The sequence below is a fragment of the Rhodopirellula sp. SH410 genome, assembly GCF_055811895.1.
The window spans coordinates 6,450,994-6,464,816 of the sequence record NZ_CM147949.1 but is presented as its reverse complement, the minus strand read 5'-3'; the positions used below and the strand labels follow the sequence as shown (position 1 = coordinate 6,464,816).

At 57.4% G+C, this 13,823-nt stretch carries 12 protein-coding genes; 3 read left to right on the top strand and 9 right to left on the bottom strand.

Annotation, left to right across the window (positions count from 1 at the left end; genetic code table 11):
- The first annotated feature begins 49 nt into the window (after positions 1-49).
- Positions 50-1,180, top strand: coding sequence for a vWA domain-containing protein (locus SH410x_RS23595; protein ID WP_473671316.1), 1,131 nt, complete (start codon positions 50-52; stop codon positions 1,178-1,180).
- Positions 1,181-1,268: 88 nt separating this feature from the next.
- On the opposite strand, the gene SH410x_RS23590 is transcribed toward SH410x_RS23595, so the two are convergent.
- The 3 genes from SH410x_RS23590 to SH410x_RS23580 all read right to left on the bottom strand — a co-directional run bounded on the left by SH410x_RS23590 (position 1,269) and on the right by SH410x_RS23580 (position 2,842).
- Complete coding sequence (locus SH410x_RS23590) at positions 1,269-1,781, bottom strand: PRC-barrel domain-containing protein (protein ID WP_473671314.1); 513 nt, start codon at positions 1,779-1,781, stop codon at positions 1,269-1,271.
- Between the two features lie 106 nt (positions 1,782-1,887).
- Positions 1,888-2,100: a CsbD family protein gene (locus SH410x_RS23585; RefSeq protein WP_473671313.1), complete on the bottom strand. Its 213-nt coding sequence runs from the start codon at positions 2,098-2,100 to the stop codon at positions 1,888-1,890.
- A gap of 271 nt (positions 2,101-2,371) precedes the next feature.
- Positions 2,372-2,842, bottom strand: a complete 471-nt coding sequence (locus SH410x_RS23580; RefSeq protein WP_473671311.1) for a PA2169 family four-helix-bundle protein — start codon at positions 2,840-2,842, stop codon at positions 2,372-2,374.
- A 428-nt stretch (positions 2,843-3,270) separates the two neighbouring features.
- Here SH410x_RS23580 and SH410x_RS23575 point away from each other — a divergent pair, with 428 nt between their 5' ends.
- Positions 3,271-3,735 carry a PepSY domain-containing protein gene (locus SH410x_RS23575; RefSeq protein WP_473671309.1) on the top strand — a complete coding sequence of 155 codons (465 nt, stop codon included), beginning with the start codon at positions 3,271-3,273 and terminating at the stop codon, positions 3,733-3,735.
- Positions 3,736-3,741: 6 nt separating this feature from the next.
- On the opposite strand, the gene SH410x_RS23570 is transcribed toward SH410x_RS23575, so the two are convergent.
- Positions 3,742-6,303, bottom strand: coding sequence for a DEAD/DEAH box helicase (locus SH410x_RS23570; RefSeq protein ID WP_473671307.1), 2,562 nt, complete (start codon positions 6,301-6,303; stop codon positions 3,742-3,744).
- Between the two features lie 548 nt (positions 6,304-6,851).
- On the opposite strand from SH410x_RS23570, the gene SH410x_RS23565 reads away from it, so the two are divergent.
- A complete protein-coding gene (locus tag SH410x_RS23565) occupies positions 6,852-9,536 on the top strand; it encodes a bifunctional acetate--CoA ligase family protein/GNAT family N-acetyltransferase (protein ID WP_473671305.1) in 2,685 nt (894 codons plus the stop codon).
- On the opposite strand, the gene SH410x_RS23560 is transcribed toward SH410x_RS23565, so the two are convergent.
- From SH410x_RS23560 to SH410x_RS23540, 5 genes are all read right to left on the bottom strand, one after another.
- Positions 9,512-10,441, bottom strand: coding sequence for a histone deacetylase family protein (locus tag SH410x_RS23560; protein WP_473671303.1), 930 nt, complete (start codon positions 10,439-10,441; stop codon positions 9,512-9,514). The genes SH410x_RS23565 and SH410x_RS23560 overlap by 25 nt on opposite strands.
- A 1-nt stretch (position 10,442) precedes the next feature.
- A complete protein-coding gene (locus SH410x_RS23555; RefSeq protein WP_473671301.1) occupies positions 10,443-10,688 on the bottom strand; it encodes a response regulator in 246 nt (81 codons plus the stop codon).
- Positions 10,689-11,412: 724 nt separating this feature from the next.
- Entirely contained in the window at positions 11,413-12,024 is a 612-nt protein-coding gene (locus SH410x_RS23550; protein WP_473671299.1) for a CDP-alcohol phosphatidyltransferase family protein, read from the bottom strand.
- Positions 12,021-12,959, bottom strand: coding sequence for a phosphatidate cytidylyltransferase (locus tag SH410x_RS23545; protein ID WP_473671297.1), 939 nt, complete (start codon positions 12,957-12,959; stop codon positions 12,021-12,023). The genes SH410x_RS23550 and SH410x_RS23545 overlap by 4 nt, the downstream gene beginning before the upstream one ends.
- Positions 12,960-12,980: 21 nt before the next feature.
- Positions 12,981-13,733, bottom strand: a complete 753-nt coding sequence (locus tag SH410x_RS23540) for a TVP38/TMEM64 family protein (protein WP_473671295.1) — start codon at positions 13,731-13,733, stop codon at positions 12,981-12,983.
- Positions 13,734-13,823 lie beyond the last annotated feature (90 nt).

Genomic DNA, 13,823 nt, shown 5'->3' with positions numbered 1-13,823 from the left:
CCCTATTCTATTCGACCCGCTGAGCAGCACAGCCAGATTGACTCCCTTGATGAGCGATTTTTTCCGACAACGACAACCCCTGCAACGCTCGAGGTTGGCTCAGTTCGCACCCTCACGCCCGCGGTGGCCCGCGATGGTCGGTTCGCTCATGACGCACGTGGTGGTGATCCTCGGTCTGCTGTGGCTACTCGCCACTGGACTGGGCAAAGGCACCACTTCGCCGCCGACGGTGCGCAGTGTGGGCATGGCGATCGCTCACCGGACACCCGATCACACCCGCTACGTTACCGAACCGGAACGGAATGTCGCCGCCGCACAGAGTGAGTCGGCCAGTTCCACGGCGTCTCGCCAATCCGCGGGCGATGCCCCGGCGGCCCCTGGCGACCCAGCGTCCGCCTCCCGCTCGACCACACCGCTCGGTTTGAAACCACCGCTCGACTTGGCCGCGGTGCTGGCTGAAATGAACGGCACCAGCAATCCTCACTCCGCACAAACCGGAGCGGGCGCATCGGCAGTCACGTCGGATTCGCTGGTTCAAGGTCGGATCCGACTGGCCGATGGACGGTCACCCGATGAACTGGGCGATCGCGAATTGGTGCCGGGCATGACCCGTACCGGCCAAGGAGCGGGCCAAACGACCACGCAGGTGTTCGGTGTCTCGGGTAGCGGTAGCACGTTCGTGTACGTGTTCGACCGGAGCGATAGCATGAGTGCGGCGGGGTCGGCGCCGCTGCGGGCGGCGAAAACGGAACTCATTCGCAGTCTCGATACACTCACCGAGCGTCAGCAGTTTCAAATTATTTTTTACAATGACACGCCCGACGTCTTCCGCAGCGAGGGAGATGCGACCGGATTGGTCACCGGCGAGCCAGCCACCATTGCGCGGGCACGCGACTATGTGCGGCGAACCGTCGCCACGGGCGGAACTGAGCACGAGGCCGCACTGAGGTTGGCGCTGCGACTGGCCCCGGACGTGATCTTCTTTTTGACTGACGCGAAAATCCAAACGATGTCGTCAACGCAACTCGATGACATCACGCGACGCGCTCAGGACGCAGGGACAACGATCCATGCGATTCAGTTCGGCACCGGCCCGCCACCGGCTCACACGTTTCTCGAACAACTCGTCCGCCGCGGCGGCGGTGGCTACCGCTACATCGATGTGACTGAACTGAAGTAGGCATGCGAAAAAAAGGCGAGGCCGCCATACAGCGACCTCGCCCCTCAAGGACATCCAGGTATCCAATGCGATACGCAGCGGTGCCGGGCTACGGGGTTTTTCTATTCATCGGCTTGTTGGCGGGCGTCTTGCGCTCGACACCATATCGCTTGTCGAGATCCATCGCCCACTGCCGGTCACCCATGTTCGGCCAGTTTTTCTGATCGAATCCTTGCTGGCCTTCGAGCTGCTGCTGGGTGATATCAAGGACCATGACATAGTCGTCCCGATCTTCAGGATCCACCTGCACCTTCAAGGCCTCGAAAGGAACGGCAAAGAGTTTGTCGCCCATGCCGAGAAAGCCACCATAGGTAACCGCGGCATAACGAATTTTTCCGGTTCTGGCGTTAATCACGAGATCATTGATTTCGCCCAGGCTTTCACCCTTCGGATTTTGGATGTTCAGCCCCAGCAATTGGCTCGCTCGGATATTCGAACCACGGGTTTTACTATCAAGTTTGCCCGCGTTCGCCGCACCGCGGCGTGCGCCGTCCTGCGGGGCAGGTTGCTGAGCGGTTGCCGTTGCATAGGTGAGGCACAAGACCGCTGCGGAGGTGGTCAAGATTTGGGTAGTGCGCTTCATGATTGTTCTCCAAAAGAATCAATGTGTGGGGAAGGTGTTTTTTTGGGGGGGGGGAGGAACGAGTGGTGCGGAGTTCCTCACAGGGTTAGGAAGTGCATGATTGGCACGAAGACTCAAACGCTTTGACTTGCTTTTCCGCTTCTTCCTTGGCGATCCCATATCGCTCTTGAACCCGGCCGACAAGCTCTTCTCGCTTGCCGTCGACCTTGTCAAGATCATCATCAGTGAGGTCTCCCCACTGCTGTTGAACCTGCCCTTTGACTTGTTTCCATTTGCCTTGAATTTGATCCCAGTTCATCGTACTGCTCTTTCGGTTAGGGTTAAGAATGAAGGCCGCCGTTTTGGTTCGAATGCGGCCGTTTCGCGGAGGTGATGAATTAGCATTTCGCGGGCCAGTCGCAGCCATCACTCCGTGAATTTGGCCCTGCTCTCTCAACGAGGCGTGTTTCGGCGAATTTTGGGGCCTTGAACGCTGCCGCACCGTAGTGCTGTTTCCATTCAGGCGATTGGACGCTGCTTGCTGATCGACCTCGCCGAACGCAAACGCGACAGAGTGGAGGTGCGAGTGCCTACTTGGTTTTGTACGCATCGCGAAGGTCGCGGACTTTATCGTGACCCGCCTTCACGGCCCGATATTGGTCCGTGAGCACATCATTCATCGCACTGCCGGCGGTCTCCTTAAGGACCTCTTCATAGGCCGCTTTGATATGATCTTCCCCGCGTTCGGCTTCGGCGAGAATCGCATACGCGTCACCACCGTTGAACTTGCTGCGAATGTTCATCCAGATGCGGTGCGTTGCGGCAGCGACGCTGCCGTCCTCCTCAGCCTCTCGCCCGTTGAACGTAACGAATTTCTGCAGTTTGCTGGCCATCGCTGAGCGTTGATCGCTGAGCTCCGTGAACAACACTGCGATCGCTTTATCGTCCACTTCCTCTGCTGCTTCGCGAAAGCCGTCGAACGAATCGATATTAGCACGAATCAGCTTCTGCAGCTTTTCGATGGTTTCGTCGCTGAGGTCGGTCTTGGTTTCGAGAGTCATGTTTGCTCCTCCACGTTGCGGTTTTTGAGATCAAGCACAACGAAGTGTCGTACCTGCACCAGTGGAGTCGCAAACAGCGTACCGTTTCAGACGATGGAGTTTGGCGCGTCCGCAGCTCGGCGCATTTTTGAGTTGGCGAAGTAGCGACGCGGTTGCTCATCGACCGTCTTCGCCGAGAACTTGCAACCGTAGCAGCACGCTGGGCGACGTCACTTCTTCGGGAGGCAAAGGGATCTTTTTGCAGGCAGCGTTGCTCGGGAAAGCAGGTTCAGGTGGCAGATAAAGAAAACTTTAGATTCCTCTCATCAAGACTTTAGCAAGTTCACCTAGTATCCCTCTACACGACGGCCAAGTTGACCGTCACTCAACGACATCGGCCCTGCCGGACATCTCGTGCGGTGGGCCACATCCAACAGAGGAGAATGATGATGAAGTCGCTCATGCTCTACGCAATTCCCGGTTTGGCCGCACTGCTCCCCCTCGGCGACGTGATTGGCGAGACCGCAAACAGCCAGGCCAAGCCGATTGTCCAGATCGTCCAAGAGCTCGAATCGAAGGGCTATGGACCATTCAATGAAATCTCGATGGATCACGGCAGTTGGGAAGTCGAAGCGTATCAGGACAATGTTTCCTACGAACTAACCGTCGATGCCAAGACCGGGGAAGTGCTGTCGCAGTACCGTGATGACCCCGACACGCAGCCGCCTAAGAACGCCATGCCGCTCTCGAAAGTCCTGCAGAAGATCCTTGACGACACTCATTACAAGGAGATCGACGATGTCTCATTCGAGCGTCGGTACTGGGAGGTCGAGGTCTACAAGGATGGCCAAGAACACGAGCTGCATGTTGATCCACTGACGGCAAAAGTCGTTTCCGACCGGCTGGATGACTAGCCAGCCTTACTGGGGCGTTTTGTTTCGCCGTCCACTCGGGAGCGATAACTCCTCAGCTTGGGCGGCGGGGCTTTCTAACATCTCGTCGGTACTTTGCGGATCGATCTTTCGGCACGTCTCGGTCAAGCGATCGGCGAGATCGTCAAGCCAATCCTCCCAGGTCTCCACGGTCGTGTTCTCAGGCGGGATGTTAGCCAGTTCGTCGAGCAACAGGATCATCCGCAGGCAATGGCGGAACAGAATTCCTTCTTCCTTCTGTAACTTTCGCGTCACGACATACTTGTCAAAGTCGCCACCGAATTGCAGCAATTCGCCCACGATCCACACCGGTTGGACGCGCACGTCGTCCACTCGCGGGTAGTCATCACGAAACAGTCGCAGCAGCTTTTCGCCGATGGTCAGCGGCCAGACACGTGGTTCCTCGAACATCACGCGGCCGAATCCTTTGTCGCGAACCTCTTCCTCTTCTTCGTCGCGGGCACCGCCCAGTTCCTCGGGCGACGCCAGACCGCGTTGCAGCAGGAGAGGATCGAGGTAGGTCGTCGCCAGAGTACCCGGCGGCATGTCTTCGATCTTAGGCATCCGCGCGTGCCGCGCGACTGTGCCGGGTACGTCGAGGATGCTCTCGATGACGGCGATCCGTTCCTCCTCATCCGCCATCGCCAAGTGATCGGCGACGAAGACTCCAAAGAGCGGATTCATGCTTTTGAGATGCACGATCCGCTCCAAGCGATTTCGCGGGGTTGCGGTGATCGGTCGATAGTCTTCGAGCTCATACCCATGCTTGGCAATGTTTGCCTGCTCATCACCGATCTCCGATGCCGACTCGTCTTCGTTGCCGCCCTTACCGGACTCCTGCTCGTCGGGTCGCATGTTGTCGAGTAACTCACCGAACAATCCTCCGGTGGCCGGCGGTGCTGCGGCGGCGGCCTCGAGTGCCCGCACGACGTCGCCGGGTTTCTGCGGCCCCTTGTCGACCGGGGCTTTTTCCTGCAGCGCTCGCGGCGGCGGGGCGAGCACGATTGCCTCGGAGTTGTGCAGCGTGATCAGCATCCGATTGAGTTCTTTCTGTGCCACTTCGATCCCGCCGGCGTGCATGAGTCGTCGGCCGACGAGATCGCGAATCGGGACGAGCTCGTTGTCCTTGAGGATCAAATAGGCGAGCAGTCGCCACGGTAACCGACCGCGCGAAACCAAGTCGGCGGACTTGGCGATTTGCAATTGCTCGAACTGTGTCTGGGTCCAGTACGTTTCGCCAGCACGCCGTTTGGGCATCTTCTTCTTGAGCTGCTTACGCGCCCTCAACAAGCCAGGGTCTTTCGTGTCCTCAGGGATCTGATCAAATTTTTCTCGCCATCGATGTAGCTTCACGTCGTCTTCGTGAGCGAGCGCAAACACGTAGCCGCGGTCATCGAACTGCGGGCGACCGGCACGGCCAAATATCTGGTGCGCAGCTGCGGACTCGACCAACTTCCGCTTGGTCTTGGGGCCTTTCAGCAGACACGGTAACACGACACTTCGGGCGGGGAGGTTAATCCCGGCTGCGAGCGTCTCCGTGCAGACGCAAATGCTCAACAGTTTTTGCTGGAACAGGTCTTCGACGATGCGTCGGTATCTGGGGAGCACACCCGCGTGGTGGACGCCGACGCCACGCATCAAAATCTGTTTCAGTTTCGGACCGACGCCGGTCGAAAAATCGGCTTCGTTGAGGATGTCCGCGAGCTCCTTTTGCCTGGATTTGTCGATCAGCGATTTGCCCTTGAGCATCTCGGCGGTCGTCCAGCACTGCGAACGTGAAAAACAAAACATCAACGCGGGCGTCCGACGGCTGACGGTGTCCCCCGCTGCAATCTTTTCGGCAAAGTCATTGAGCAGATCGTCTTCCACCCATGCGTATTGCAGCGGAACTTTCCGCTCGGTGCCCTGCACAAGCTGCAGGTTTTTTCCATGGGAACGCCGCAACCATGATGTGAACTCGAGCGAATTGCCCACCGTGGCACTGAGCAGCAGCAACCGCACGCTCTTGGGCAATAACCCGAGCGTGAGTTCCCATACGATCCCGCGTTCGTAGTCGTTGAAGGAGTGGAATTCATCCATCACCACGCAGGACACATCGTCAAAGGAGAATTTTTCTGGATTGAGCAAACGGTTCAGCAAAATTTCCGCCACGACGACGAGCACGGGGGCGTCCGGGTTGACCGTCCGATTGCCCGTCACCAAACCGACTTGATCGGCCGAGAATCCCCACCGCACGGCCGATGCGCGAAGCTCGTCGAGCTTTTGGTCCGTCAGCGCGATCAGCGGCGTGGTGTAGTACATCCGCGTGCCCGCACGTAGGGCCTCGTACACGGCCGCTTCGGCGATCAATGTTTTGCCCGTGCCCGTCGGTGCGCAAACGAGCACCCCATGCCCACCCGTCTTGTCCGGATCCGCGGTGAAATAGGCCAGCAACGCTTCCTCTTGAACCGCATAGGGCTCGTACGGCAGAGTCTCAAAATACTCCCCCGCGAGCGCATCACGGTCAGGAATCGGTTCGCGGTCAATCGGCGATGGTTCGGGTGCATTCATGCCCACTAGCTTAGCGGATCCGCACTCAGGCCCGTAGGCGGTGAGTCCAATCACATTCCACCCTCACCCCCCACCGTCACGCCTGACGACGAGGCAGCCAGGGCTAGCCGTCCGGGCGAGGCAGCGTCCTGATCCGAGCATATTGTTCGCTTTTCGTGATCTGACCTCGATCGCTTCGTGGGACGCGCTCGTCGGCACACCCTGTCCATCCGGTTCTACCACGGATTTCGCAGCGGTGAGCCAGGTGTGCGGGATCCTCGGAAATTCAGCAGGCGGGATTTACCCACGATAAACCCGGATAGACCAGGAAGACACGCAGACGGGGCGAACGATTTCAGTGACAATTGTGGTTGGGCAGGCAATCCGAAGCGCCCCCGAGGAAGTGGTACGAAACCGATGGCAATGTGTGAAAAACTTCTTTACGCTGCGGATGCTTTCCACCGGAACGCCGATGTTTCGCATGGGCGATGAGGTTTTAGAACACTCAGAACGGAAGCAGTCACCCATACAACGGCGTGCTGGTGCGTTGAAGGAAACCAATGACAACGATGAATCTTGATAAAATCTTTCGCCCCAACAGCGCAGCGGTGATTGGCGCGAGCACGCTCGTTGGCAGTGTTGGCAACACGGTGTTACGGAATCTGATCGACAGCGGTTTTCGCGGGAACATTTATCCCGTTAATCCGAAATACGAGAGCGTTGAAGAGCGACACTGCTTTGATTCGGTAGCCGATTTGCCAGAAGCGGTTGATTTGGCAGTCATCTGCACGCCTGCGGTGGCCGTAGCCGAAGTGGTTCAGGCGTGCGGCGAAGCTGGCATCATGGGTTTGGTCATCATCACGGCGGGTTTTCGTGAAGCCGGAGAGGCAGGACGCGACTTGGAAGATGCTCTTGCTGTGGTTGCGGAATCCTTTCCTGGGATGCGAATCGTGGGTCCGAACTGTCTCGGAATCCTGTCACCGCACCGGAAGCTCAGTGCCAGCTTTGCCAGCGATATGCCCGCAATCGGTAATGTCGCCTTCATCTCGCAATCGGGCGCGCTCTGCACGTCGGTCCTGGACTGGGCGATTACAGGGAAGGTCGGCTTTTCGCAATTTGTGTCCGTTGGAAACATGATGGACGTCACCATCGCGGACTTGATCGACTACTTCGCCGATGATGGTCACACCAAAGCGATTATTCTTTACATCGAATCACTGACCGATGCTCGCGTTTTCATGTCGGCGGCGCGAGCGTTCTCGCAAACGAAACCGATCATCGTGTACAAAGCGGGGCGGTTCGCGGAGTCGGCTCAGGCTGCTGCGTCGCATACGGGGGCGATGGCCGGCGTCGATGCCGTCTACGATGCAGCGTTTACTCGTGCGGGCATCGTTCGCGTGCTGGAAATCGAAGATTTATTCGATTGCGCTGAATATCTAGCTCGCCACCCGAAGACTCGTGGTGAACGCCTTGCGATCGTCACCAACGCGGGCGGGCCAGGTGTGATGGCGACCGACGCGCTGTTGTCGCTCGGAGGCAAGCTCGCGTCGTTATCCGAGGAAACCATTGCCGCGTTGGACACAGAATTACCGGCGTCGTGGTCGCGTCGGAATCCCGTGGATGTCATCAGCGACGCGACGCCCGAGCGATTTTCCGCTGCGCTGGCCGGGGTGATCCGTGACGAAGGCGTTGACGCCGTGCTGGTGATTTTGTCACCGCAAGCGATGACGGACCCGACCGGAGTTGCCCGTTCGGTCATCGAGGCATCGAAAAAGACATCGAAGCCGATACTGGCGTCGTGGATGGGTGGCCGCCGCATTGCCGAAGGTGACCGATTGCTCACCGCGGCTGGTATCCCGACGTACTCGACGCCGGAGAAGTGTGTGCGAGTGTTCATGCACTTGGTTCAGTACCATCGCAACTGCGAGACACTCTCTGAAACGCCACATGAGGTTTCCATTCAGTTTGAATATAATCGTGAATCTCGCTGCAAACGCGTTGCTGATTTGAGCGGCCTGTCCTTGCTGACGGAAAGTGAATCAAAGTCTGTCTTGCAGGCATATGGGATACCTACCACAGCCACTGAGGTCGCTTGCTCGAAAGATGATGCCGTCGAGATTGCCAATCGGATCGGCTATCCCGTCGTCATGAAAGTCTGTTCGCGTCAGATCACTCACAAGACGGACGTCCAGGGCGTTGAATTGAATCTGCAAAATGCGGATGAGGTTGTCGCAGCCTACGATGTCATTACGAACCGTGCCAAGCGGGATCGACCAGCTGCAATCATCGAAGGGGTGACCGTGCAGCCGATGCTGATGGAGCCGCTCAGTCGCGAGCTCATTGTCGGTGCCAAGTGCGATCCGGTGTTCGGTCCGGTGATTTTGGTCGGAGCCGGGGGCGTGACCGCAGAACTCTTTCAAGATTACGCATTGGAATTGCCTCCGCTCAACGAACTGCTGGCCCGACGGATGCTCGAGTCGCTCAAGATGTATCCCTTACTGAGCGGTTTTCGCGGTCGTCGGGGAGTGAATGTCGAGGCGGTGGTGGAGGTGTTGCTGCGTGTTTCCGCCTTGGTGACGGAATGTTCCCAAATCGCGGAACTGGATATCAATCCGCTGGTCGTGACCGAGGAGGGGGCGATTGCGGTCGACGCTAGAACGATTGTCAATGACACCAAACCATCGGAGCGATATGAGCATTTAGCGATTTGCCCGTACCCTGAGAGGCTCGTTCGCCAGTACCAGCTTTCCGATGGACAAGAGGTCCTGTTGCGGCCGATCAGGCCCGAAGACGAACCGATGTGGAAGCGGATGATTGAAGCCTGTTCCGAAGAAACGATTGCCGCTCGATTCCGCTATCTGTTCAGAAGCCCGACACACGCGATGGCGACGCGGTTCTGCTTCGTCGACTATGACCGCGAGCTGGCGATTGTCGTCGAAATTGTGGTGGATGGTAAACGGCAGATTGCGGGCGTCGGTCGATTGGTGGCCGATGCCGACCATCAGCAAGCCGAGTACGCCGTCCTCGTGGTTGACCGTTGGCAGGGAAAAGGGATTGGTTCGGCGCTTACCGATTTCTGTTTGGCAATCGCCGACCAGCGGGGAATCCAAACGGTCGTCGCTGAGACCGCACCACAAAACCATCGCATGCTTGAAGTGTTCAGGCATCGCGGTTTTGAAATTGACCGAATGAGTGACCGCGACGTGGTGATCCTCAGGCGAAGTATCGCTCAGGCCAGCAATTCTTCTAGGTGAATCGCAATGCACTCCGAGACGGCTTCGGCGTTGTAGCCGCCTTCGAGAACGCTGACCAATCGCCCATCGGAATGCTTCGCGGCTACATCCCGTAGCACTCGCGTGATCGTACGGAAGTCTTCGCTTTCCAAACCAAGCGAACCGAACGGGTCGTCTTTATGTGCGTCGAAACCAGCACTGACCAACAACAGTTGTGGTTGAACGTGGTCGGCGAAGGCATTGACTCGTAGTGCGAACTGTTCAAGTTGTTCGGTGCGCGGCGTTCCTATTTTGACCGGCAGGTTCATCGTCATCCCGAGGCCCTTGCCCTTGCCGGTTTCGCCCGCGTCGCCGGTGTGAGGATAAAACGGCGATCGGTGTGTCGAGAAATAGGCGACATCGCTCGCGTCATAGAACATCGCTTGCGTTCCATTTCCGTGATGGACATCGAAATCAACAATCAGCACGCGCTCGATGCCCAGTTCGTTCGTCGCGACCCTGGCGGCCACAGCGATGTGATTGAACAAGCAAAATCCCATCGCATGATCTGGCATCGCGTGATGACCAGGAGGACGCACGAGACAGAACGCAGTGTTGTCTTCGCCACCGACCACTCGCGCGGTCGCATCGCAGACGGCTCCGGTCGCTTGGATGGCGACTTCGTACGAACGCCGACAGACAACCGTGTCCGCGTCAAGGTTTCCACCGCCTGCTTCGGCGAATTTTTGGATGGATTCGACGTAGGCTCGATCGTGAACGTACGACAATCGTTCGATCGTCGCCGGTTCCCAACCGGGACGCTTGCACGCCGAATCGAGGGCTACGAAGTTTAAGTAGCGCACTGCGGACAAGATCCGCCCCGGTCGCTCAGGATGGTCGCCGGTTTGGTGTTCCATGAACACAGGATCGTAATAAAGCAATGTCATGCTAGCCGTTTTCCAAGACCCACTGGGTTGCTTCGCGGGTCAAAGACGCCATGTCGTCGATCTCCAATTTCTCTTTGATGCGGGCACCGTCTCGCAGCAGTTCGCCACTAACGGTGATTGCCTCATCAACATCAGACGCTTCACCGACGAATTCCAAGCCACCCTCTAACTCGACACGAGTAACCGACCCATCTCGTGCCGAAAGGTGGTCGTCAACAATGACAATGCGTTTGGTCGATAAGCTCAAAGTACAGATGACTTAGTGGAGGGCAACTCGCGAGAGTTTCGTTCTTGTAGCAGAACTCGTCAAGAGCTTCATCCTTGTCGGTCTAAAAGTCGTCGAGGAGAACAGCGATGACGACTTAGAAAGAGGAGCGCTTTCAGGTCTCGGACGTGCAACTTCTGTGCCACCTTCGGGCGTATCCATTGGTCGCCCGTTGGTCGCCGATGAGCCCCGCGCGATCGCGCATGGCAGTCCGATCGAGGCAGCATGGGACAGGCTTGTTGCGAGGAAATTTCCCACTCGCATTGGAACGTCTATCCCACTGACTCCAACGCGCGCGTTTCGTCACGCCACGTCCGCACAGGTGTGCGTTTGCTGCGCTCGTTGTCATTGATAGTACCAGTCGTGTGCCTCTTTTTTTTCCAGGTCGCCGCCTCGGTCGCCGCGATTCCGAGACCCTTTCTGGGGGCAGTTTTGGCGTTTATCAACGATCTCAAAATTCGCTCGTGGGCTTCGAATGAGCGTTCGTCTGATGAATCCGGCATCAGCCGAAAAGAAATGGATGTGGATACTGAAACGGTGGAGATCATGACGTGCTGGGCGTATTCGCGATCGGAACCTTCGTCATCGCCGCATCGTCCTTCGATTGGCGAACGAGGTCGTTGTCGCAGCAGTGCCGCCAACGGGACGAAGCAGCATTGGGTTTGGCACCGGCGACCAGGCCAGTGTCGACTCGGCACCTTCATTTTCATTGACGCCGCCTTCGTCCGGTCTGTCGCGACACCCAACCGACGTGTTCGATATCTGATAGTGGTTCTTTGGCTAAACGCGTGATTAGGATCGCTTCGAGGTTCGTCAGCGTCACGGCGACCAACCCGATTCGCAGTGGCCAGATTGACCATTGCATGAACAATGCCATGACGCCAAAGATCATCAATAGCCAACACGTCTTGGCCGCGCGGGTGTGGTAACTCGGAATGCATCCAAACTTGGAGAGGCTGTACAGAACCGACGCGGAGTAACTGCCGATCGCGGCGATCAGGAACGGGGATACGGCCAGCAGCACGCGATGGTGCAGCAGTAGTGTCGCACCGAACAAGCAGGCGTACATCGTGACGTCAGCGATCGTGTCCAGTCGGGGACCGATTAGGCTGCGTTGGTCCAGTAGCACTGCCAATTTTCCGTCCACCCAATCGGTTGCGGCAAGGAACAGAAACGCACCTGCGACCCACTGCGGTTGCGTCTGATAGGCAAACCACAGCATCAGCCACGATCCAAGAAAACGAATCACCGATAGTATATTGGGCACGGTGAGCCAACGGTCACGCCGAGTGGTCGTGTCGGGCCTTGGTTGACTCATGGGCTACACCACAACCAGTAGTAATAGAACAGCGGCGCGGTGAATGTCAGGCTATCAATTCGGTCGAGAATGCCGCCGTGCCCAGGCAAGAGGCGTCCGCTGTCCTTGACTCCTGCCTCGCGTTTGACAGCCGATATATTCAAATCGCCCAACGATCCCGCCACGGACATGAGAACTCCGACAGCGATCAAATTCGCGATTGTCATCGTTGTTAGCAAGGGGCCCAGCAAGATCGAAGCGATGATCGTGGCTGCCATCCCGCCGGCAAACCCTTCCCACGTCTTGTTGGGTGATAGGGGGGACAGTCTGCGGTGACCGAATTTGCGCCCCAACAAGGCTGCGGCAATATCATTCAATTCGGTGATGGCGACGACGAACAGATACAACCCGGCTGGACCTGCGACTGAATTCGATTCGTGTGGCAGTGAGGCGAGCAATCCAACGTGCCCCAGTCCATAAGTCGTCACTAATATGATGAATGCGATTCGGCCAATATGCTGCGTGAAGCACGATGCATCGCCCGACAGGATGACAACGAGGCTGGGAATCAGTACTGCCGCGAGCGGAAGCACGGTGGTGAATGTGGCAGTCTGTCCCAATAGGAGCGCGGTGTAGCTGGCGAGAATTACCACGTAGCTTGCCCAGAGCATCCGCCGCTGAATCCTCGGCTCGAACGGAAATGCTGAGAATTCGCGTAGCGACAACAGGCTGACGACAGCGGATAGGCTGATGATTGCGATCGGGCCGAGCAATGCCGCCCCGACGACAGCGCCAGTGACGACCCACCAAGTTTTTAGACTCCGAATTCGGCTACCTGCGATGTCCGGCGGTTGGTGACGCAGTGCCACCAAGCGAACGAACGTACTCACAACGAGAACGCACACAGCGGCGATCGCAGCCCAGGCGACATTCGGCGCGACGGCATCTTGGTTCATCGGAAACAAATAACGCCACTTTCAATCACGAGGATGAAACGTTTTGTCTTGATCGAGCAAGTCATGTTCCAAACACAGGGACTTGGTGGATGTTTTCCGCCGCAGCAACCGTCGCAGGAACGGTAAGAATGTCAGCAGTGAAAGCAGAACCATGAAGGGGATGTCGACGACGCCCCAAATCCCCTGATCGGCAACCGCGTGCAGCGACGGGAGCCGTGACCCAGCGAGCGCGAAGACGATCGTTCCTGGTAGCATTCCAAACTGCGTCGTCCATGCAAACGTGGTCATGGGGATCGCCGTGGCACCTGACGCATAATTGGTAAGCGTGTACGGCGAATGCAATAGTCGCAGCGTTACCAGCCACATCGCACCATCGCGTGAAACGGATCGGTCGATGATGTGGGTCAGTCGCGAAAGCCTTGCCTGGGCGATGTCACGAAACAGATACCTGACAGCGGAGCAGCTCACGACGGCGGCAATCGTGAGCGCCGTGCTGGAGATCAACAATCCGATCCAGAAACCGAACAGCCAACCGTAGACAATCGCTTTGCCAGCCGTGCCGGGAATCAGCGACAGTATCACATAGACGAACAACCCGACGACAGGCGAAACGACCTGATGTTTCACAATCGCTTCCCGGGACCACTTTTCCTGCTCTGTGATCCATTCCCAGTCAATGGATTCACCGTGCGTCCACCACGCCAGTGCGAGCAAGGCAACCATCGCGAGCGATACGATCAGACTGCGTCGCACGGTTCGATTGCTTGGTTTCATGGGAGGACCCGAAATGCTGACAAGTTTCGTTTATTTTAGTCGTGTTTTCTGGCCGACCGCCTACAAATCTCACGGATTCGGTTCTGACGC

Excerpts from the sequence above, each read along its gene's own strand:
- SH410x_RS23595 (WP_473671316.1), top strand. The coding sequence starts at position 50 with ATGAGCGATTTTTTCCGACAACGACAACCCCTGCAACGCTCGAGGTTG.
- SH410x_RS23585 (WP_473671313.1), bottom strand. The coding sequence starts at position 2,100 with ATGAACTGGGATCAAATTCAAGGCAAATGGAAACAAGTCAAAGGGCAG.
- SH410x_RS23580 (WP_473671311.1), bottom strand. The coding sequence starts at position 2,842 with ATGACTCTCGAAACCAAGACCGACCTCAGCGACGAAACCATCGAAAAG.
- SH410x_RS23575 (WP_473671309.1), top strand. The coding sequence starts at position 3,271 with ATGAAGTCGCTCATGCTCTACGCAATTCCCGGTTTGGCCGCACTGCTC.
- SH410x_RS23570 (WP_473671307.1), bottom strand. The coding sequence starts at position 6,303 with ATGAATGCACCCGAACCATCGCCGATTGACCGCGAACCGATTCCTGAC.
- SH410x_RS23565 (WP_473671305.1), top strand. The coding sequence starts at position 6,852 with ATGAATCTTGATAAAATCTTTCGCCCCAACAGCGCAGCGGTGATTGGC.
- SH410x_RS23560 (WP_473671303.1), bottom strand. The coding sequence starts at position 10,441 with ATGACATTGCTTTATTACGATCCTGTGTTCATGGAACACCAAACCGGC.
- SH410x_RS23550 (WP_473671299.1), bottom strand. The coding sequence starts at position 12,024 with ATGAGTCAACCAAGGCCCGACACGACCACTCGGCGTGACCGTTGGCTC.
- SH410x_RS23545 (WP_473671297.1), bottom strand. The coding sequence starts at position 12,959 with ATGAACCAAGATGCCGTCGCGCCGAATGTCGCCTGGGCTGCGATCGCC.
- SH410x_RS23540 (WP_473671295.1), bottom strand. The coding sequence starts at position 13,733 with ATGAAACCAAGCAATCGAACCGTGCGACGCAGTCTGATCGTATCGCTC.